Source organism: Streptomyces sp. NPDC001513, assembly GCF_042894695.1.
Lineage (GTDB): Bacteria > Actinomycetota > Actinomycetes > Streptomycetales > Streptomycetaceae > Streptomyces.
Genome location: NZ_JBIAVU010000016.1, coordinates 227,863 through 247,042 on the forward strand (window position 1 = coordinate 227,863; position 19,180 = coordinate 247,042).

Annotated in this window: 14 protein-coding genes; 13 read left to right on the forward strand and 1 reads right to left on the reverse strand. The window is 72.5% G+C overall.

What is annotated here, in order from left to right:
* Positions 1 to 17 precede the first annotated feature (17 nt).
* From ACFYZ4_RS32265 to ACFYZ4_RS32295, 7 genes are all read left to right on the forward strand, one after another.
* Complete coding sequence (locus ACFYZ4_RS32265) at positions 18 to 1,082, forward strand: ABC transporter substrate-binding protein (protein WP_351295472.1); 1,065 nt, start codon at positions 18 to 20, stop codon at positions 1,080 to 1,082.
* Positions 1,079 to 2,089, forward strand: a complete 1,011-nt coding sequence (locus ACFYZ4_RS32270) for an ABC transporter permease (RefSeq protein WP_390785527.1) — start codon at positions 1,079 to 1,081, stop codon at positions 2,087 to 2,089. The genes ACFYZ4_RS32265 and ACFYZ4_RS32270 overlap by 4 nt, the downstream gene beginning before the upstream one ends.
* Entirely contained in the window at positions 2,065 to 2,886 is an 822-nt protein-coding gene (locus tag ACFYZ4_RS32275; RefSeq protein WP_390785528.1) for an ABC transporter ATP-binding protein, read from the forward strand. The genes ACFYZ4_RS32270 and ACFYZ4_RS32275 overlap by 25 nt, the downstream gene beginning before the upstream one ends.
* Entirely contained in the window at positions 2,870 to 4,255 is a 1,386-nt protein-coding gene (locus ACFYZ4_RS32280; RefSeq protein ID WP_390785529.1) for an LLM class flavin-dependent oxidoreductase, read from the forward strand. The genes ACFYZ4_RS32275 and ACFYZ4_RS32280 overlap by 17 nt, the downstream gene beginning before the upstream one ends.
* Positions 4,252 to 8,187 carry an ABC transporter ATP-binding protein gene (locus tag ACFYZ4_RS32285; protein WP_390785530.1) on the forward strand — a complete coding sequence of 1,312 codons (3,936 nt, stop codon included), beginning with the start codon at positions 4,252 to 4,254 and terminating at the stop codon, positions 8,185 to 8,187. Before ACFYZ4_RS32280 ends, ACFYZ4_RS32285 begins: the two co-directional genes overlap by 4 nt.
* Positions 8,184 to 9,221 carry an aldo/keto reductase gene (locus ACFYZ4_RS32290; RefSeq protein ID WP_384344548.1) on the forward strand — a complete coding sequence of 346 codons (1,038 nt, stop codon included), beginning with the start codon at positions 8,184 to 8,186 and terminating at the stop codon, positions 9,219 to 9,221. The genes ACFYZ4_RS32285 and ACFYZ4_RS32290 overlap by 4 nt, the downstream gene beginning before the upstream one ends.
* A 290-nt stretch (positions 9,222 to 9,511) precedes the next feature.
* Positions 9,512 to 10,798, forward strand: a complete 1,287-nt coding sequence (locus ACFYZ4_RS32295; RefSeq protein WP_351295487.1) for an extracellular solute-binding protein — start codon at positions 9,512 to 9,514, stop codon at positions 10,796 to 10,798.
* A gap of 29 nt (positions 10,799 to 10,827) precedes the next feature.
* Here ACFYZ4_RS32295 and ACFYZ4_RS32300 read toward each other — a convergent pair whose 3' ends face one another.
* Positions 10,828 to 11,397 carry an XRE family transcriptional regulator gene (locus tag ACFYZ4_RS32300; protein WP_351295490.1) on the reverse strand — a complete coding sequence of 190 codons (570 nt, stop codon included), beginning with the start codon at positions 11,395 to 11,397 and terminating at the stop codon, positions 10,828 to 10,830.
* A gap of 128 nt (positions 11,398 to 11,525) precedes the next feature.
* On the opposite strand from ACFYZ4_RS32300, the gene ACFYZ4_RS32305 reads away from it, so the two are divergent.
* From ACFYZ4_RS32305 to ACFYZ4_RS32330, 6 genes are all read left to right on the forward strand, one after another.
* Positions 11,526 to 12,305, forward strand: coding sequence for an ABC transporter permease subunit (locus ACFYZ4_RS32305; RefSeq protein WP_351295493.1), 780 nt, complete (start codon positions 11,526 to 11,528; stop codon positions 12,303 to 12,305).
* Positions 12,302 to 13,018 carry an ABC transporter ATP-binding protein gene (locus tag ACFYZ4_RS32310; RefSeq protein ID WP_351295496.1) on the forward strand — a complete coding sequence of 239 codons (717 nt, stop codon included), beginning with the start codon at positions 12,302 to 12,304 and terminating at the stop codon, positions 13,016 to 13,018. The genes ACFYZ4_RS32305 and ACFYZ4_RS32310 overlap by 4 nt, the downstream gene beginning before the upstream one ends.
* A 97-nt stretch (positions 13,019 to 13,115) precedes the next feature.
* The gene (locus ACFYZ4_RS32315) at positions 13,116 to 14,111 is read left to right on the forward strand and encodes an NrtA/SsuA/CpmA family ABC transporter substrate-binding protein (protein ID WP_351295499.1); all 996 of its coding nucleotides are present in this window, start codon (positions 13,116 to 13,118) and stop codon (positions 14,109 to 14,111) included.
* 32 nt (positions 14,112 to 14,143) lie between these two features.
* Entirely contained in the window at positions 14,144 to 15,280 is a 1,137-nt protein-coding gene (locus ACFYZ4_RS32320) for an aryl-sulfate sulfotransferase (RefSeq protein ID WP_390785531.1), read from the forward strand.
* Between the two features lie 193 nt (positions 15,281 to 15,473).
* A complete protein-coding gene (locus ACFYZ4_RS32325; protein ID WP_351295502.1) occupies positions 15,474 to 17,729 on the forward strand; it encodes a sulfatase-like hydrolase/transferase in 2,256 nt (751 codons plus the stop codon).
* A gap of 197 nt (positions 17,730 to 17,926) precedes the next feature.
* The gene (locus tag ACFYZ4_RS32330; RefSeq protein WP_390785534.1) at positions 17,927 to 19,051 is read left to right on the forward strand and encodes a glycoside hydrolase family 64 protein; all 1,125 of its coding nucleotides are present in this window, start codon (positions 17,927 to 17,929) and stop codon (positions 19,049 to 19,051) included.
* The last annotated feature ends 129 nt before the right edge of the window (positions 19,052 to 19,180 follow it).

The window sequence follows — 19,180 nt, forward strand, 5'->3', positions numbered from 1 at the left end:
TGAGAACAGGAACATCCATGTCCTCCCGCTCTTCCTCGCCCCCATTCGGGCGCAGGGGATTCCTCACCCTCGCCGGCGGCGCCCTTCTGGCCGCCGCCGGATGTGCCCCTCAGACCACGAACGCGGCCCATTCCGGGCCCGTGGGCGCGCTGCCCACCGACCCGCCGCCCGCCGGAACGTCACTGGCCGTGGCGGTGCGGACCTCGCAGATCCAACTGGCCACCTCCGGACTCGACAAGAACCTTCCCTTCAAGGTCTCCTCCTGGATCAACCTCAATGCCGGCCCCGACATCATCCAAGGATTCCGGGCACGCTCGATCGACGTCGCGAGCAATGCCGGAATTCCGCCGATCCAGGCCGAAGCCATCGGCGTGAAGGCCCGGATCGTCGCCGTGCAGGAACGCCACCAGCCCACCTACACCTTCGCCACGGCCCCCGGCTCGTCCATCAGGACCGCCGAGGACTTCAAGGGCAAGAAGATCGCCTTCTCCCAGGGCCAGGCCCAGGGCGTGGTCGTCCTGCGGGCCCTGAAGCAGGCCGGACTCGCCCACTCCGACGTCCAGCTGGTGGCGCTGCCGAGCACGCAGTTCCTCACCGCACTCCAGTCGAAGCAGGTCGACGTCGCGCCGCTCGGCGAGCCGACGCTGACCAAGTACCTCACCCAGTACGGCAAGGACGGCGCCCGTGGCGTGCCGACCGACGTGGTCGACCTGCTCACCGTCCTGTGGGCGCCCCTGGAGGTCCTGAACGACCCGGCGAAGGCCGCCGCCGTACGCAGCTACGTCACCCTCTGGGCGCAGGGCGTGGCCTGGGCCTGGGACAACTCCGACCAGTGGATCGACGCGTACTACGTCAAGGACCAGGGCGTCAGCGCGGCCGACGGCCGGCGCATCGTCGACTCCCTCGCGAAGCCCCGGTTCCCGACGAGCTGGGACAAGGCCATCGCGTGGGAACAGGAGACCGCCGACCTGATGGCCGAGGGCGGCTTCGTGCCGAAGGTCGACGCCAAGGCGCTGTTCGACCGCCGGTTCGAGGGCCTCGCGGCCGCCGCCGTGCCGGCCGGATTCCGGGAGGGCGCATGAGCGAGGCACTGACGGGCCTGCGCGTGCAGCCCCCGGCAGCCGAGGCCGCGACGACCCGGCCCGAGACCCCGGCGCCCGAGGCCGTGACGCGCGACGCCGTCACCGACAGGCCCGACGCCGTGACCGGCCGGCCCGAGGCCCCTGCACCCGAGGCCGTGACCGGCCGGCCCGGCACCGCCCTGGGGCCCTCCGCCCCGGACGCCGGACACCGGCGACCCGCGGCCCGCAAGGCCCGGCGGCTGGGACCCGGGCGCGGCGTCCCCTTCGGCCGGCTCCTGGGGCCCGCCCTCCTCATCGCCGTCTGGTGGGCGGCCTCCGCCGCGGGCTTCCTCGACCCGCGCATCCTCTCCGGCCCCGGCACCGTGATCGCCACCGCGGGCGATCTCGTGGCGGACGGCCGCCTGCAGGGCAACGTACTCATCTCGCTCCAACGCGCCGGTCTCGGGCTGCTGTTCGGCGTCCTGGCCGGGGTGGCGGCCGCCGTGCTCGCCGGCCTCAGCCGCACGGGCGAGTACCTCGTCGACGGGCCGCTCCAGATCAAGCGCGCCATCCCGTCGTTGGCCATGCTGCCCCTGCTCATCCTCTGGCTGGGCATCGGCGAGCAGATGAAGGTCACGGTCATCGCCCTGGGCGTCGCGGTGAACATGTACATCAACACGTACGCCTCGCTCACCGGCATAGACAGCCGCCACGTCGAGCTCGCCGAAGTACTGGGCCTGAGCCGGTGGCGCTTCCTGCGCAAAGTGGTCCTCCCCGGCTCCCTGCCCGGATTCTTCGTCGGGCTGCGGCTCGGCGTCACCTCGGCCTGGCTGGGCCTGATCGTCGTCGAGCAGATCAACGCCACCAGCGGCATCGGCTACATGATGTTCCAGGCCCAGCAGTACGCCCAGTCCGACGTGATCATCGTCGGCCTGGTGGCCTACGGGATCTTCGGCTTCTCCTCCGACGCGCTGGTGCGCGCGATCGAAAGGAGGGCCCTGTCGTGGCGACGTACGCTGGCGGGCTGACCGCCGACCCCGGCGCCCGGGTACGGGACCACGCGCCGGCCGCGGTCCGCACCGGCGGGCTGGTCCGCCGCTTCGGCGACCGGACCGTCCTCAAGGAACTCGACCTGACCATCGGCGCGGGCGAGTTCACCGCACTGCTGGGCCGCAGCGGCTCCGGCAAGTCGACCCTGCTGCGCGCCGTGGCCGGCCTCGACCACGACGTCGACGGATCGGGCGAACTGACCGTCCCCGAGCGGGTCTCCCTCTCCTTCCAGGACTCCCGCCTGCTGCCCTGGCTGCGGGTCCTGGACAACGTGACCCTCGGACTGCGTGGACCAGGCGTCCGCGAACGCGGCGTACGCGCCCTCGCCGAGGTCGGCCTGGCGGGCCGGGAGCGCGCCTGGTCCCACGAGCTGTCCGGCGGCGAACAGCAGCGCGCCGCCCTGGCCCGCGCCCTGGTGAGCGACCCCGAACTGCTCCTGGCGGACGAGCCGTTCGGCGCACTGGACGCCCTGACCCGCATCCGCATGCACGGACTGCTGCGCGAACTCTACGAACGGCACCGCCCCGCGGTCCTCCTCGTCACCCACGACGTCGACGAAGCCGTGGAGCTGGCCGACCGCGTGCTCGTCCTGGACGAGGGCCGCATCTCCGTCGACCTCGCCGTGGACCTGCCCACCCCCCGGAGCCCGCGCCACCCGCGCTTCCAGGAGTACCGGGACACCCTGCTCGCCGCCCTCGGCGTGCCCGAGCACCCCGCACCCACCGACCACCACCCTGACCACCGGAAGGACGACCCCGATGTCGCGAACGCCTGAGCGCAAGCACCTCCACCTCAACGCCTTCCTCATGTCGGTCGGCCACCACGAGGCGTCCTGGCGGCTCCCCGAGAGCCCCGCCGACGGCGGCACCAGCCTCGCGCACTACCAGAACCTCGCCCGCATCGCCGAACGGGGCCTGCTGGACTCGGTGTTCCTCGCCGACAGCCCCGTCCTCTACAACGACCCCGGCCGGCGGCCCTCCAGCAAACTGGAGCCGACCGTCCTGCTGACCGCGCTGGCCGCCGCCACCAGCCGGATCGGCCTCATCGCCACGGCCTCCACCAGCTACAACGAACCCTTCAACCTGGCCCGCAGGTTCGCCTCCCTCGACCACGTCTCGAACGGCCGGGCCGGATGGAACATCGTCACCACGGCCGGCGCCGAGGCCGCACGCAACTTCGGCCTCGACGACACCCCGCTGCACCACGACCGCTACCGGCGCGCCGCCGAGTTCCTCGACGTCGCCACGAAGCTCTGGGACAGCTGGGCCGACGACGCCGTCGTGGCGGACAAGGAAGCCGGCGTCCACACCCGCGCCGACCGGGTCCGCCCCATCGACCACCGCGGCGAGTTCTTCCGCGTCGACGGCCCGCTCAACGTGGAACGCTCCCCCCAGGGCCACCCCCTGCTCGTCCAGGCGGGCTCCAGCGAGGACGGCAAGGACTTCGCGGCACGCTACGCCGAGGCGGTGTTCACCGCACAGCAGACCCTCGACGAGGGCATCGCCTTCTACAAGGACGTCAAGCGGCGCGCCCTCGCCCTCGGCCGGGACCCGGACGGCATCAAGATCCTGCCCGGCATCGTCCCCGTCATCGGCGACACCGAGGCCGAGGCCCGTGAACTCGACGCCGAACTGGACCGGCTCATCGTCCCCGCGTACGCCAAGCGGCAGCTCGCCCTGCGGCTCGGCATCGACCCCGAAGCCCTGGACCTCGACGCCGAACTGCCCGACGACATCCCCACCGAGGACGAGATCGAAGGCGCCAAGAGCCGTTACACCCTCGTCGTGGAACTGGCCCGCCGCGAACGGCTCACCGTACGCCAGCTCATCGGCCGGCTCGGCGGAGGCCGCGGCCACCGCACCTTCGCCGGCACCGCGGAGCAGGTCGCCGACACGATCGAGCACTGGTACGACAGCGGAGCCGCCGACGGCTTCAACATCATGCCCGCCGTACTGCCCTCGGGGCTGGAGCGCTTCGTGGACCAGGTCGTCCCGATCCTCCGGGAACGCGGCCTGTTCCGCACCGAGTACACCGGCACGACCCTGCGCGAGCACTACGGCCTCCCGCGCCCCGCCAACCGCCTCTTCGACGCCCCCGCCCCGGGCGCCGGCCACCCCGGCATCGGCCTGGTGGAGGCCCGATGACGGGCTGTCCCACCGCCACGACGCAGCCGGCCACCGCGCACGACGCGGCGGCCGGCCCCGTCGGCGGACCGCCGGCCGAAGGCTGGGCCCGGCGGCTCCTCGGCTACAGCCTGCGCCACCGCACCGACGTCGTGCTGGCCTTCGGAGCCGCCGCGGTGGCGGCCGTCGCCGCCGCCACCCTGCCCCTCGTGCTGCGCCACGTGGTCGACGACGTCGCCGCCGCGGACGGCGCCGCCCTCGCCCCCTGGATCGTGCTCCTGGTCTGCCTCGGGGCGGTCCGCTTCGGCGCGTCCTACGTCCGCCGCTACCGCTCGGGACGGCTCTCCCTCGGAGTCCAGTACGACCTGCGCAACGACGCCTTCGCCGCCCTGCTGCGCTTCGGCGGACCCCAGCAGGACAGCCTGCGCACCGGGGAGGTCGTGAGCAGGTCCATCTCGGACATCACCCTCATCCAGACCCTGCTCCAGTTCCTGCCCAACCTCACGGGCAACGTGCTGATGTTCGCCGTCTCCCTCGTCTTCATGGCGTGGCTGTCACCGCTCCTCACCGTGGTCGCCCTGATCGTCGGGCCCGCCCTGTGGCTGATCGCCCTGCACAGCCGCCGTACCCTCTTCCCCGCCAACTGGCACGCCCAGCAGGAGGCGGCCGAGGTGGCGTCCGCCGTGGAGGCCACCGTCACCGGGGTGCGCGTCGTCAAGGGCTTCGGCCAGGAGCGCCGTGAACTGCGCGGCCTCGACGAACGCGTCCGCGCGCTCTTCGCCTCCCGGCTGCGCGTGGTCGACTTCACCAGCCGCTACAACCCGGCGCTGCAAGCCGTACCGGCCCTCGGACAGGTGGCCGTCCTCGCCCTCGGCGGCTGGCTCGCCATCGACGGCCGCCTCTCGCTGGGCACCTTCCTCGCCTTCACCGCCTACCTCGGCGCCCTCGTCACCCCGGTCCGCCAGGTCGCCACCCTCCTCACCGTCTGGCAGCAGGCCCGGGCGGGCGCCGAACGCGTCCTGGAGGTCGTCGACGAGGCACCCGTGATCGCCGACGCGCCCGGCGCACACGACCTCGGACCCGCCGCACCGGCCCTGGCCTGGCACGAGGTGACCTTCGGCTACGGCGACGCCGCTCCGCTGCTGTCCGGCTTCACCCTGGAGGTACGGCCGGGGGAGACGCTCGCCCTCGTCGGCCCGGCCGGCTGCGGCAAGTCCACCGTGGCCGCGCTCGTGCCCCGCTTCTACGACACCCGCTCGGGCAGCGTGTCCGTCGGCGGCCACGACGTACGCACCCTCAACCTGGCCTCCCTGCGGTCCCGGATCGGCTTCGTCTTCGAGGAGAGCCTGCTCCTCTCGGACTCGATCCGCGCCAACATCGCGTACGGGATCCCGGACGCGACCGACGCCCAGGTCCGCGAGGCGGCCCGGCTCGCCCGGGCGGACGAGTTCATCGACCGGCTCCCCGACGGATACGACACGGTCGTCGGCGAACAGGGACTCACCCTCTCCGGCGGCCAGCGCCAGCGGGTGGCGCTCGCCCGCGCCCTGCTCGTCGACCCCGCCGTGCTCGTCCTGGACGACGCCACCTCCGCCCTGGATGCCCGGGTCGAATCGGAGATCCACACCGGCCTCAAGGGGGCGGGCCGCCGCACCACGCTCATCGTGGCCCACCGCGAGTCGACCCTGGAGCTCGCGGACCGCGTCGCGCTGATGGACGGCGGCCGGATCGCCGACATCGGCACACCGGAGGAACTGCGCGCCCGCTCGCCCCTCTTCCGGTCCCTGCTGTCCACCCTGGGCCCTCCCGAGGACCCCGACCACGCCGACGCCACCGACGTGACCACTGACGTGACCACCGATGCCACCGGCGTGACCACCGGGGCCGCGCACCCCTCCGCCGTCCCGGTCGGCGGCGTCACCGAAGACCTGTGGAGAGGCTCCGACGGGGAAGGCACCGCACGCCACGAGGGCACCGCGGTCCGCGCCGCGAACGCACTCGCCCAAGCCGCCGCCTCCGGCCCCGGCCGCGGCGGACCCGGCAGCGGGGTGCTCGGCTCCGCCCCACCCGCCCCCGAGCTGCTGGCCGCCCTCGCGAGGATCCCGATGCCCGCCGCCGAGCCCGGCGTCCCGCTCGCCCAGGCCGTGGCGGGCGACCCGGCCTTCCGCCTCGGCTCCCTGCTGCGCCCCTTCCGGATCCCGCTGCTCGGCGGGCTCCTGCTGGTGGCCGTGGACGCCCTCGCCCAGATCGCCGTACCCGTACTCGTCCGGCACGGCGTCGACAGCGGCGTCACCGGCCACGCGCGCGGGGTCCTGCTCGCGGCCGCCGCCGCGGCGGCCGCGGTCGTCGCCGCCAACTGGCTCCTCGGCATCGCCCAGGTCCGCACCACCGGACGCACCGGCGAGCGGCTCCTCTACACCCTGAGGGTCAAGACGTACGCCCAACTGCAGCGGCTCGGCCTCGACTACTACGAACGGGAACTCGCGGGCCGGATCATGACCCGGATGACCACCGACGTGGACGCCGTGTCGAACTTCCTCCAGACCGGTCTCATCACGGCGGTCGTCAGCCTGCTGACGGTCCTCGGAGTCCTGGTGTCCTTGCTGGTCATCGACGCACAGCTGGCCCTGGTCCTGCTGGCCGCGCTGCCGCCGCTGATCGTGGCGACCGCCCTCTTCCGGCACTACTCGGTCCCCGCCTATCTGGAGGCCCGCGAACAGATCAGCGCGGTCAACGCCTGCCTCCAGGAGAACGTCGGAGCCCTGCGCATCACCCAGGCCTTCCGCCGGGAACAGCGCAACGCCGATGACTTCGCGGCCCTCGCCCGGGCGTTCGGCGAGTCGAGGCTGCGGGCGCAGCGGTACATGGGCACCTTCTTCCCCTTCGTCGAGTTCCTCGGCACGGTGGCCACGGCCGCCGTACTCGCCGTCGGAGCCGGCCAGGTGGTCTCCGGCGAGCTGACCGCGGGCACCCTGATCGCGTTCCTGCTCTGCGTCGAGCTGTTCTTCGCCCCCATCCAGCAGCTGTCCCCGGTCTTCGACGGATACCAGCAGGCGGTCGTCGGCATGAGCCGGCTGCGCACCCTGATGCGCACGCCCGTCGGCACGCCGCCGGCGTCCGCGCCGCGCCCCGTCGAGGCGCTGCGCGGGGAGATCGAGTTCGACGACGTGTCGTTCCACTACGCGGGCGGATCGGACCGGGACGTACTGCACGGCATTCGGCTGCGCATCGCCCCCGGCGAGACCGTCGCCCTCGTCGGCACCACCGGCGCGGGCAAGTCGACCGTGGTCAAGCTCCTCGCCCGCTTCTACGACCCGGCCTCCGGAACCGTCCGCGTCGACGGCCACGACCTGCGCGCACTCGACCTGACGGGCTACCGCCGCCGGCTGGGCATCGTCCCGCAGGAGCCGCACCTGTTCGGCGGCAGCGTCCGCGACGCCATCGCCTACGGACGGCCGGACGCGACCGACGCGGAGGTGGAGGCGGCCGCCCGGGCCGTCGGAGCCCACGAGATGGTGGCCACGCTCGCGCACGGCTACCTCACCCGCATCGGGGAGCGCGGCCGGGGCCTCTCCTCGGGACAGCGCCAACTGCTCGCCCTCGCCAGGGCCGAACTGGTCGACCCCGACATCCTGTTGCTCGACGAGGCGACCGCATCGCTCGACCTCGCCACCGAACGAAGGGTCACCGCGGCCGTCGAAGCCCTCACCCGGCGACGTACCACCGTCGTGGTGGCGCACCGCCTCACCACGGCCGCACGCGCGGACCGCGTGGTGGTCCTCGACGCCGGGACCGTCGTCGAGACGGGCACCCACACCCAACTGCTCGCCGCCCACGGGCCGTACCGGCGGCTGTGGGACGCCTACCGGCAGGGCGGCGCCGCCGTGCCTGCGCCGGGTCCGGCTCCGGCCGACACCCTCACCGATCAACTCGTCAACGGGAGTGCACGATGACCGACCACCGCCTGCTCGGACGCACCGGCGTCAAGGTGAGCCCGCTCTGTCTGGGCACCATGATGTTCGGGGCCCGCGGCAACACCGACCACGCCGACAGCGTCCGTATCATCCACCGGGCCCTCGACTCGGGCATCAACTTCGTCGACACGGCCGACGTGTACTCGGCGGGCGAGTCGGAGACCATCGTCGGCAAGGCACTCGCCGGAGGCCGGCGGGACGGGGTGGTGCTGGCCACCAAGTTCCACGGCAGCCTCGGCGGCGACCCCAACGAGCAGGGGAACAGCCGCCGTTGGATCATCCGCGAGGTGGAGAACAGCCTGCGCCGGCTCGGTACCGACTGGATCGACCTCTACCAGGTCCACCGGCCCGAACCGGAGACCGACTTCGACGAGACGCTGGGCGCGCTCAGCGACCTCGTCCACCAGGGCAAGATCCGCTACATCGGCACGTCCACCTTCGAGCCCTCCGCCATCGTCGAGGGCCAGTGGCTCGCCGAGCGCCGCGGCCGCGAACGGGTGGTGGCCGAGCAGCCCCCGTACTCGCTGCTCGCGCGCGGCATCGAGCGCGAGGTCCTGCCGGTGGCCCAGCGGTACGGTCTCGGCGTGCTCACCTGGAGCCCCCTCGCCGGCGGCTGGCTGTCCGGCCGCTACCGCAGGGGCGCCGGACAGCCCACGTCCAGCCGCATCGACCGGCAGGCCGCCCGCTTCGACATCGCCGACCCCGAGAACGCGGCCAAGCTGGACGCCGCCGAGGCACTGGCCCAGCTCGCCGAGGAAGCGGGACTGACCCTGGTCCAACTCGCCCTGGCCTTCGTCCTGGAGCACCCCGCCGTCACCTCGGCCATCATCGGACCGCGCACCTTCGAGCAGTTGGAGAGCCAGCTGGGCGCCGATCGGGTACGGCTGAGCACGGACGTGCTCGACCGCATCGACAAGATCGTGCCGCCGGGCACCAACCTGTCCACCCGGGATGCCGGATACGTGCCGCCCGCGCTGTCGGACCCGCTGCTGCGGCGCCGCCCCCGCGCCTGACCATCTCGGTCGCCGTCCCCGCCGTCCCCGCCGTTCCCGCCTTCATCGCCCGGCGGGGACGGCGGTCGGCCGCGCGGGAAGCTTCTACGCGCGTCAAGACGGCCCGACGCATGTCGGAAACCACAAGCCGGGAACCTCCGGGCTGGATCATCGACCACACCTGCCCCGCCAGTGGAATCAATCACTCCAACCTCAGGAGATGATTCCGGCCACCGGGCCGCGGGGCACCCGCCCTTGGGCGCGGTGTGCGACGAGCGGCACCATCCGAGCGACATCAGGGGAACAGACCCGTGCGACGAAAGACCTTCGGCACGGCCGCCACCGCGGTTGTGCTCGGCCTGCTGATACCACTGTCGGGATGCGGCAGTCCGGGAGACGGCGCGGGAGACGGCGGTACGCTCCGCCTGGTGGCCGCCGAGTACGGCGACACCCCCGCCACCAGTTCCAAGGCCTACTGGGACAAGGTGACCGGCAACTTCACCGCCGCCAACCCCGGAGTCAAGGTCGAGGTCCGACTGCTGCCGTGGGCCGACATCGACCGCGAGGTCTCCCGGATGGTCAAGGAGGGCAAGGCGCCCGACGTGGCGCTCATGGGCTCCTACTCGGACTTCGCGGCCCAGGGCAAGCTCTACTCCGCGGAGGAGCTCCTCTCGGTCGGCGCGGAGGCGAACTTCCTGCAGCCGCTCGCCGAGGCCGGGACGGTCAACAGCCACCTCTACGGACTGCCCTTCGTGGCGAGCAGCCGTCTCCTGTACTACAACGAGGCGCTCTTCGCCAAGGCCGGCGTCAAGAAGGCCCCCACTACCTGGTCCGAACTCAAGGCCGCCGCCAAGGCACTCAAGGACAAGGGCGTGACGTTCCCGTACGCCATGCCCCTGGGCCCCGAGGAGGCGCACGCCGAGGCGCTGATCTGGGAGCTCAGCAACGGCGGTGGCTACGCGGACAGCAGCGGCAAGTACAGCCTGGACTCCGAGAAGAACATCCGGACCTGGCAGTGGGTCAAGGACAACATGGTGGCCCCCGGTCTGGTCGGGCCCACCCCGCCGGCCCGGCTGAACCGCGCCGACGCCTTCGCCGCCTTCCTGCGGGGCGAGGTCGGCATGCTCAACGGCTACCCGTCGCTCTCCCACGACGCGGCCGCCAAGGGCATGACCGTCGGCACCGTCGCCATGCCGGTCTCGGACTCGCTCGGCTCCGGGGAGAGCCCGCCGACCGTGGGCGTGGCCGACTGGATGGTGGCCTTCAAGCAGAACGGCAAGGGCGCCGAGATCGGCAGGTTCCTGGAATTCGTCTACCAGGACAAGAACCTGTCGGACTTCGCCGGCCGCTACCACCTGCTGCCGGCCACCGCCTCCGCCGCGCGCACCCCCGCCGGCGGCGGCCTCAGCCAGACCGACGAGGACTTCCTGAGCGCGCTGCGCACCGCCCGGCTCTACCCCGTGAACGACCCGTCGTGGGTGACGGTCAGCGACACGATCAAGCGCAACATCGGACGCGCGGTGGAACCGGGCGCCGACCCGAAGGCCGTCCTGGAGGAGATCGCGAACAAGGCGGCGGAGGCCGGCGACAAGAGCTGAAGTCCCGCCTGCGGGAGGCGACTCCAGAGCTAGGCGTTCGCGATGACCAGGAGGGTGCGGGCGGCGGAAGGGCCCGCCAGGCGGCAGCGGTGCGGGACCTCGCCCCGGTGGTGGGCGCTCTGGCCCGCGCGCAGGGTCAGCGGGGCCTCGCCCTCGACCTCCAGGACGACCTCGCCCTCCAGGACGTAGAGGAAGTCCTCGCCGGGGTGTTCGAACCAGCCGCGCTCGCCCTGGCCGGGCTCGAAGTGGTGCTCGTACGCCTCCATCAGCGCACTGCTGCCGCCGGGGATGAGCACCCGCGCGATCTGCCCCGCGGTCTCGTTCACCCGGATCACCTGCGGATCGCTCTCGTGACTGACCGCTCCCTGGCGGCCGGGCGGCCTGAGGAAGGTGCCCGGCGTGACGTCGAGCGCCTCGGCGATCCGGTAGATCGAGCTGAGGCTGGGGGTGGCCAGCCCGCGTTCGAGTTGGCTGAGGAAGGGCTGCGAGAGGCCTGAGCGGGCGGCGAGGGCGGCCATGGAGACGCCGCGCTGCTTGCGACAGCTCCGGATCACCCGTCCGACCTCGATCGCCTCGGGCGTGGGTTCGGGTCGAGGCACGCAGCTGAACGTACCGCATCGCCGATCAAGGACCGGGGGCCCCGGAGAGGTTTCGCACTGCCGCAACACTCCCTTCATAAGCGTGGTCAATTATTGACCTCACTTATCGACGACGGAGGAGCCGCCCCGTGCAAGCCATCCCCTCACCACCCGGCCGGGCCCTCGGCCGACTGGGCCCGGCCCTGGGCGCGGCAGGCGCCGTGCTCGCGCTGTGGTACCTGCTCGCCTGGTCCGGCGCGGTGGCTCCGGGACTCCTGCCCACGCCCGCCGAGACCCTGGCCGCGCTCGCGGACAGCGCCCGCAGCGGCCTCCTGGCCGCCGATCTCGGCGCCAGCCTGGCCCGCGCCGGGCAGGGCTTCGCGCTGGGCGCCCTCGTCGGCAGCGCACTCGGCTTCGCCACCGGCTACCTGCCGAGGCTCTCCGCCGCCGTCACCCCGCTCGTCTCCTTCCTGCGCCCGATCCCGGCCATCGCCCTCGTACCGCTCGCCACCGCCTGGTTCGGCATCGGGGAGACCGCCAAGCGCCTGCTGATCGCGTACGCCGTACTGCTCGCCGTATGGCTCTACGTACACGACGGGGTCTCCCGGGTGCCGGTCTCCCACCTGCGGGCGGCCCGTTCCCTGGGCGCGCCGCTGCACCGCCGGTTCACCGAGGTGCTGCTGCCCGCCGCCGCGCCCGCCCTGCTCGCGGCGCTGCGCTACGGGGCCTCGGTGGCGCTGCTCGCCCTGGTGGCCGCGGAGCTCGGCGGAGCGGACAGCGGACTGGCGTACCGGCTCCAGGTGGACGGCCAGTTCCTGCGCGTGGACCGGATGTTCGCCGGGCTGCTCGTGCTCGGACTGCTCGGCGTGGTCGTGGACCTCGTGCTGGCCGCGATCGGCCGCCGGTTCGTGCACTGGAGCACGTCATGAGCCTGGCTGTACGGCTGGAGGGGCTGACCCTCGGCTACGGCGCCGCCCGCGTGCTGGAGCGGACGGACCTGGAACTCCCCGCCGGGTCGTTCACCGCCCTGCTCGGGCCGAGCGGATGCGGCAAGTCGACGGTGCTGGGCGCCGTGGCCGGCTTCGTACCGCCCGCCACCGGAACGGTGACGGCCGGAGCGCGGCCGGTGCGCGGACCGGGACCGGACCGGGGCGTCGTCTTCCAGCACTACGCGCTCTTCCCCTGGCGCACCGCCCGCGGCAACGTCGAGTTCGCCCTCAAGCGGCTCGGGCTGCCGCGCGCGGAACGCCGTCGGCGCGCCCTGGCAGCGCTCGCCGAGGTCGGCCTGGCGGACGGCACCGACAAGTACCCGGCCCAGCTCTCCGGCGGCATGCAGCAACGCGTGGCGCTGGCCCGCGCCCTGGCCGCCGAGCCCGAAGTCCTGCTGATGGACGAGCCGTTCGGGGCCCTGGACGCGCTGACCCGGACCCGCATGCAGAGCCTGCTGCGGGAGCTGTGGCAGCGCAGGGGCACCACCGTGCTGTTCGTCACGCACGACATCGACGAGGCACTGGCCCTCGCCCAGCGGGTCGTCGTCCTCGGCGGGTCCCCCGGGCGCGTGCTGGCCGACCACCGGGTGCCCGACGGACCGCCCGACCCGGACCTGCGCTCACTGATCGCACGCCACCTCGGCTCCGACTGAAGCCACCGAAGCCCCTCGGATCCGCGATTCCACCATTCCGCGCGATCCCGAGATTTCACGACTCCCACCCCGTCTCCGTCCCCGGAAGGACTTCCCCATGCCCAGACCCCGCGCGGCGGCCGTCGTACTGATGGCGGCGCTGCTCTGCGTGCTCACCTCGGGCTGCGCCGGCAGCTCCACACCCACCGGCGGCGACCGCCCGGCCGTCTCCCTGGCCGGCAGCGACCACCTCGGCGGTGCGCCCGTCTACGTGGCCCAGGAGCGCGGGCTCTGGTCCGCCGAGGGCATCGACGCCGCCGTGACCACCCAGCCCACCGGACGCGACGCCCTGAACGCCGTGCTCGGCGGGCAGGCACAGCTCGGCGTCGTAGGGGACCTGCCCGCGGTCACGGCCGCGCTCGGCGGACGGGACCTGCGGATCGTCGCCGACCTGTCCCGCTTCTCCGACTGGCGCCTGCTCACCCGGACCGACCGGCAGATCACCGGCTTCGCCGCGCTCAAGGGCCGCAAGATCGGAGTCCCGCAGGGCACGAACGTCGAGTACGCGCTCTCGCGCATGCTCGGCTCCGTACAGCTGACGGCCGCCGACGTGACCGTGGTGAACCTCGCCCCGAACCAGGTCACTCCGGCTCTGGCCCGGGGTGACATCGACGCCGGCGTCACCTTCCCCAGCTTCTACGACGCCGCGCGCACCACCCTCGGCGAGCGGTACGCCGAGCTCCCGTTCACCGGCTACACCGCACGGACCCTGTTGATCGCGGGCCCCAAGGCGAGCGAGGAGACCACCGCAGCCGTGCTCCGCACCCTGCGGCGCGCCGAGCGCGAGATCGGCGAAGACCCGGCCGGCGCACGGCAGGCCCTGGTGGCCCAGTCCAAGGGCGCCCTCCAGGCGGGCTACGTCGACGCCTACCAGCCCCGCTACACCTACGGCGCGACCCTCACCCCCGAGCTGCTGGCGCAGCTGGAGGAGGAGGCCGCCTGGGCGAAGGCCGCCCAGAACCTCCCGGGCGCCGCCGACCGCACCGCCCTGCTGCGGTACCTGAACCCCGGCCCCCTGACGGCGGCCGACCCCGCCGCCGTCACCGTCCGTTGAACCACACCCACCCCAAGGAGATGACGATCCTCATGACCGTCGACCAGAACACCCTGCGCCGCCGCGGCGTCGGCCTGATCGCCCACGACCCCGAGCGCAGCAACGGAGGCCACACCCTCTACACCCCGATCACCAGCGCCGGAGAGATCCACCTCGTCGACATCGAGGGCCGGACCGTCCACACGTGGAACTCCCCGCACCCGCCCGGCCGCCAGGCGCAGCTCCTCCCGAACGGGAACCTCTTCTACGCCGCGAAGGACACCGGCAGCCCGACCCTCTTCCCCATCTGGGACGTCTACCACGGCGGCATCTTCCAGGAACTGGCCCCCGACTCCACGGTCATCCGCGAGGTCAGGCACCCCTTCCACCACCACGACGCCTCGATCCTGCGCAACGGCAACCTCCTCATCACGGTCGTCGAACCGCTGGACCCGGCCGACGCGGCCCGCATCCGGGGCGGCATCCCCGGCTCCGAAGCGCAGGGCGGGGTGATCTACGGGGACGTGGTGTACGAGCTGACCTGGGACGGGGAAGAGGTGTGGCGCTGGGCCGCCATCGAGCACCTCGACCCGGAGGAGTTCCCGCTCAACCCGCACTTCGCCCGCGAGCACTGGCCGATGGCCAACACCGTCAACGAGCGCGCCGACGGCTCGGTCGTGGTGGGCTTCCGCAGCGCGTCCTCGGCCGTGGCCGTCGACCGCGCCGACGGGTCCGTACTGTGGCACATCGGCTCCGACGTGCTGGCGCAGCAGCACCACCCGCACGAGCTCGCGGGCGGCAACATCCTGGTCTTCGACAACGGCACCTACCGCGACACCACGTCCGTGCCGTACTCGCGGGTGCTGGAGCTGGACCCGCGCACCGGCAAGGAGGTGTGGTCCTACCAGGACAACCCGCCGCAGAACTTCTACAGCCCGTACATGTCCAGCGCGCAGCGGCTGCCGAACGGGAACACCTTCATCGCCGAGGGCTCCTTCGGGCGGCTCTTCGAGGTGACGCCCGAAGGTGACGTGGTGTGGGAGTTCGTCGTCCCGCAGTTCCGGTCCTTCGGAGAAGGCGTGGGCCTGGAGTCCTCAGCGGGGGCTCAGAACTCCGTCTTCCGCGCCTACCGTTACTCCGCGGACCGGTTCCCGTGGCTGACCGGCAGGCGGCCCGCGCAGGACGGATGAACACGCCGTCGGCGGCGCGCCGCACGGGGGCTCGGAGCCGTCGACGCGCCGCCTCGACACCGTCCCCGACACCGGTGTTGAACGCGATGGCCACCCGGGGCCGTCACACGCTTTTAATGCCGTGTGCATGGCCATCGGGCCGGTGCTCTTCGCATGATCGGATCCCGTCCCGAGAACCGAGGAGCACCCCCTGATGTCCACCCGCCGCCACTTCCTCGCCGGGTCCGCGGCCACTCTCGGCCTCGCCGCGCTCCCCGCCGCACCGGAGGCGCAGGCGGCGGACCAGGCGGCCCGAGCGGCCCAGGGCACCCAGGGCACCCAGGCCGCGACGAGCGCCGCCGCGGCGGCTCCGAACCTCGTCGTGATCCTGGCCGACGACCTCGGCTACGGCGACCTCGGCGCGTACGGCCAGAAGCTGATCACCACACCACGCATCGACCAACTCGCCGCCGAGGGGCTGAGATTCACCGACGCCTACTCGACGGCCGCCGTCTGCGCGCCCTCCCGCTGCTCGCTGCTGACGGGCCTGCACACCGGCCACTCCGCCGTCCGGGCCAATCCGAACGGCGCCCCCGGCGCGCTGAAGGCCGGTGACACCACCTTCGCCGAAGTGCTGCGTGCCCGCGGCTACCGGACCGCCGTGATCGGGAAGTGGGGCTTCGGGCCCGAGGAGGGCGACCAGCCCAGCCACCCCAACTCCCGTGGCTTCGAGGAGTTCCACGGATACATCGACCACGGCCACGCGCACGAGTACTACCCGCAGTACCTGTGGCACAACGGCGCGAAGGAGGCCATCGCCGCCAACGCGAACGGCGCGAAGGGCGCCTACGCACCCCAGCTCCTGGAGCAGCGCGCACTGGACTTCATCGGCGCCCACGCCGCGGAGCCCTTCCTGCTCTTCCTCACGCCGACCGTGCCGCACGCGCCGAGCGACATCCCCGACGTCGGCGCGTACGCCTCCCGTACCTGGACCCAGCAGAACAAGGGACACGCCGCCCAGATCAGCTACTTCGACACGCTCGTCGGCAAGGTCACCGACCGGCTGCGGGCCCTCGGCATCGCCGAGAACACCGTCGTCCTCGTCACCAGTGACAACGGCCCGCACGAGGAGGGCGGGGTCAACCCCGACCTGTTCGACGCGAACGGGCCGCTGCGCGGCTACAAGCGCAACCTCTACGAAGGCGGCATCCGCGTCCCGCTGATCGCCTGGTCCCCGGGCCGGATCGGCGCCGGCGCCACCAGCGACCGTCCCACCTCGCTCACCGACGTGCTGCCCACCCTCGCGGAACTCGGCGGCGCACCCGCACCCACGGACATCGACGGACTGTCGGCCGCGCCGCTGCTCGCCGGAAGCCCGGCCGCCGCCCGCCACAACCACCTGTACTGGTACCGGGACGAACTCGGCGTCACCAGCCGCGCCAACACCGAGGACGGCGGCCGCGCCACCCGGCTCGCCGAGGCCGTGCGCAAGGACAACTGGAAGGCCGTGCGGTTCGCGCCCGTCAGGGACCACGCGCTGCCCGACGCCCAGTGGCAGGTCGAGCTGTACGACCTCGCCTCCGACCTCGGCGAGCAGCACGACGTCGCCGCCGCCAACCCGTCCGTGGCGGCCGCCCTGGTCGCCCTCATGCGCTCCTCGTGGGCGGACACGTACATCCGCAAGCCCTACGGGGTCCGCGCCCAGGTCCAGGGACCGGCCGTGCCCGGCGAGGCCTTCACGGTCACCGCGACCCTGGGCAACGGCTCGGCCAAGCCCTGGACCCGGGCGCTCCTCGCGCTCCGCGCCCCGGCCGGCTGGCAGGTCCGGGCGACCACCGCGACCGGTCAGGATCCCCTGGCCGCCGGTGCCACGCTGACCACGACCTGGAAGGTCACCCCGCCGGCGACGGCCGCCGCGGGCACGCAGTGGCCGCTGACGGTCGACGGCACCGCGGAGTCGGCGACCGGGCCCCTGCGCTACTCCACCACGGAACGGGTCTCCACGGTGCCGGCCGCGCCGGTCGCCGACGCCTACCTGAGCGATCTCGCGTGGGTGTCGGCCACCAACGGCTGGGGCCCGGTGGAACGTGACCGCTCCAACGGGCGCAACGCGGCCGGGGACGGTACGCCCATCTCGTTCGGCGGGGTCACGTACGCGAAGGGGCTCGGCGTGCACGCACCCTCCGAGGTCGTCTACCACCTCGGCGGAACGGCGGACCGTTTCACCGCGCTCGTCGGCATCGACGACTTCTCGAAGAACCAGTCCGCCACCGGCGCGACGAAGGCCTCGGTGCGGGGCGACGGGAAGGTGCTGTTCACCAGCGGCAAACTGACCGGTGCGGGCGGTCCCGTTCGGGTGGACCTCGACGTGCGCGGGGTGAAGCTGCTGCACCTGGTCGTCGAGGACGCCAACGCCAACACGGCCTTCGACCACACCTCCTGGGCCCTCGCCCGGGTCACCGTGGTCTGAGCGCCGGAGCGCCCCTCCCTCCGGGCCGTGTCAGTCCGGGCTGTGTCGGTTTCATTGACAGAAATTGAACACAGCTCGATTCTGAGAGCGCTCTCAGTCGTCAATAGTCGTCAATAGTCGTCAGGAGGAAGAATGTGTTCCGCCTATCGAAAGTGATCGCATCCACTGTCTCGGCCCTGGTCGTCGCCGCCGGGGTGATGGTCCTCGGCCCGTCGCCGTCCGCGGAGGCCGTACCACCGACCATCCCGCTCACCATCAAGAACACCTCGGGTCGCGGCGAGCCGGTCTACGTCTACAACCTGGGCACCGAGCTCGCGACGGGCCGGCAGGGCTGGGCCGACGCCAACGGCACCTTCCACCCGTGGCCGGTGGGAGGCAATCCCCCCACCCCCGCGCCCGACGCGTCGATCGCGGGCCCGGCCAACGGGCAGACCAAGACGATCCGGATGCCCAGGTTCTCCGGACGCGTCTACTTCTCCATCGGTCAGAAGATCGTCTTCAAGCTCAGCACCGGCGGCCTGGTGCAGCCCGCCGTGCAGAACCCCTCCGACCCCAACCGCACCATCCTGTTCAACTGGTCCAAGTACACGCTGAACGACGCAGGCCTGTGGATCAACAGCACCCAGGTCGACATGTTCTCGGCCCCGTACGCGGTCGGCGTCAAGGTGGCCGACGGCACGGTCCGGAACACCGGGCGGCTGCGGCCCGGGGGCTACAACGCCGTCTTCGCCCAGCTGCGTGCGGCCGGCTGGGGCGGGCTGATCCAGAACCGCCCCGACGGCACACCGCTGCGCGCGCTCTCGCCCGGTCACGGCATCGAGGCGGGCGGAATCCCGGCCACCGCCATGAACGACTACGTCAACCGGGTCTGGAACAAGTACGCCTCGTCCACGCTCACCGTGACGCCCTTCGCGAACCAGCCGAACACCAAGTACTACGGCCGGGTGTCCGGCAACGTCATGAACTTCACCAACGCCTCGGGAGCGGTGGTCACCAGCTTCCGGAAGCCGGACTCCGACAGCATCTTCGGCTGCTACAAGCTCCTGGACGCACCCAACGACCTCGTCCGCGGCCCGATCTCCCGCACCCTGTGTGCGGGCTTCAACCGGTCGACGCTCCTGACCAACCCCAACCAGCCCGATGCGAACGGCGCCGGCTTCTACCGTGACGCCGTCACCAACCACTACTCCCGCGTCATCCACGCACAGATGGCCGACGGCAAGGCGTACGGCTTCGCCTTCGACGACGTGGGCGCCCACGAGTCGCTGGTGCACGACGGCAACCCGCAGGAGGCCTTCATGACACTGGAGCCGTTCGGCTAGGCCCGGTCCGGGAGTCCGTGGGGGGGGGGGGGGGGGGCCCCCCCCCCCCCCCCCCCCCCCCCCCCCCCCCCCCCCCCCCACACCCCGGGCCCCCCCCCCCCCCCCCCCCCCCCCCCCCCAACCCCCCCC

Bases quoted from the DNA above. Each gene is read 5' to 3' on its own strand.
- ACFYZ4_RS32280 (WP_390785529.1), top strand. From the start codon at position 2,870: ATGTCGCGAACGCCTGAGCGCAAGCACCTCCACCTCAACGCCTTCCTC.
- ACFYZ4_RS32310 (WP_351295496.1), top strand. From the start codon at position 12,302: ATGAGCCTGGCTGTACGGCTGGAGGGGCTGACCCTCGGCTACGGCGCC.
- ACFYZ4_RS32290 (WP_384344548.1), top strand. From the start codon at position 8,184: ATGACCGACCACCGCCTGCTCGGACGCACCGGCGTCAAGGTGAGCCCG.
- ACFYZ4_RS32330 (WP_390785534.1), top strand. From the start codon at position 17,927: ATGGTCCTCGGCCCGTCGCCGTCCGCGGAGGCCGTACCACCGACCATC.
- ACFYZ4_RS32285 (WP_390785530.1), top strand. From the start codon at position 4,252: ATGACGGGCTGTCCCACCGCCACGACGCAGCCGGCCACCGCGCACGAC.
- ACFYZ4_RS32320 (WP_390785531.1), top strand. From the start codon at position 14,144: ATGACCGTCGACCAGAACACCCTGCGCCGCCGCGGCGTCGGCCTGATC.
- ACFYZ4_RS32325 (WP_351295502.1), top strand. From the start codon at position 15,474: ATGTCCACCCGCCGCCACTTCCTCGCCGGGTCCGCGGCCACTCTCGGC.
- ACFYZ4_RS32315 (WP_351295499.1), top strand. From the start codon at position 13,116: ATGCCCAGACCCCGCGCGGCGGCCGTCGTACTGATGGCGGCGCTGCTC.
- ACFYZ4_RS32265 (WP_351295472.1), top strand. From the start codon at position 18: ATGTCCTCCCGCTCTTCCTCGCCCCCATTCGGGCGCAGGGGATTCCTC.
- ACFYZ4_RS32270 (WP_390785527.1), top strand. From the start codon at position 1,079: ATGAGCGAGGCACTGACGGGCCTGCGCGTGCAGCCCCCGGCAGCCGAG.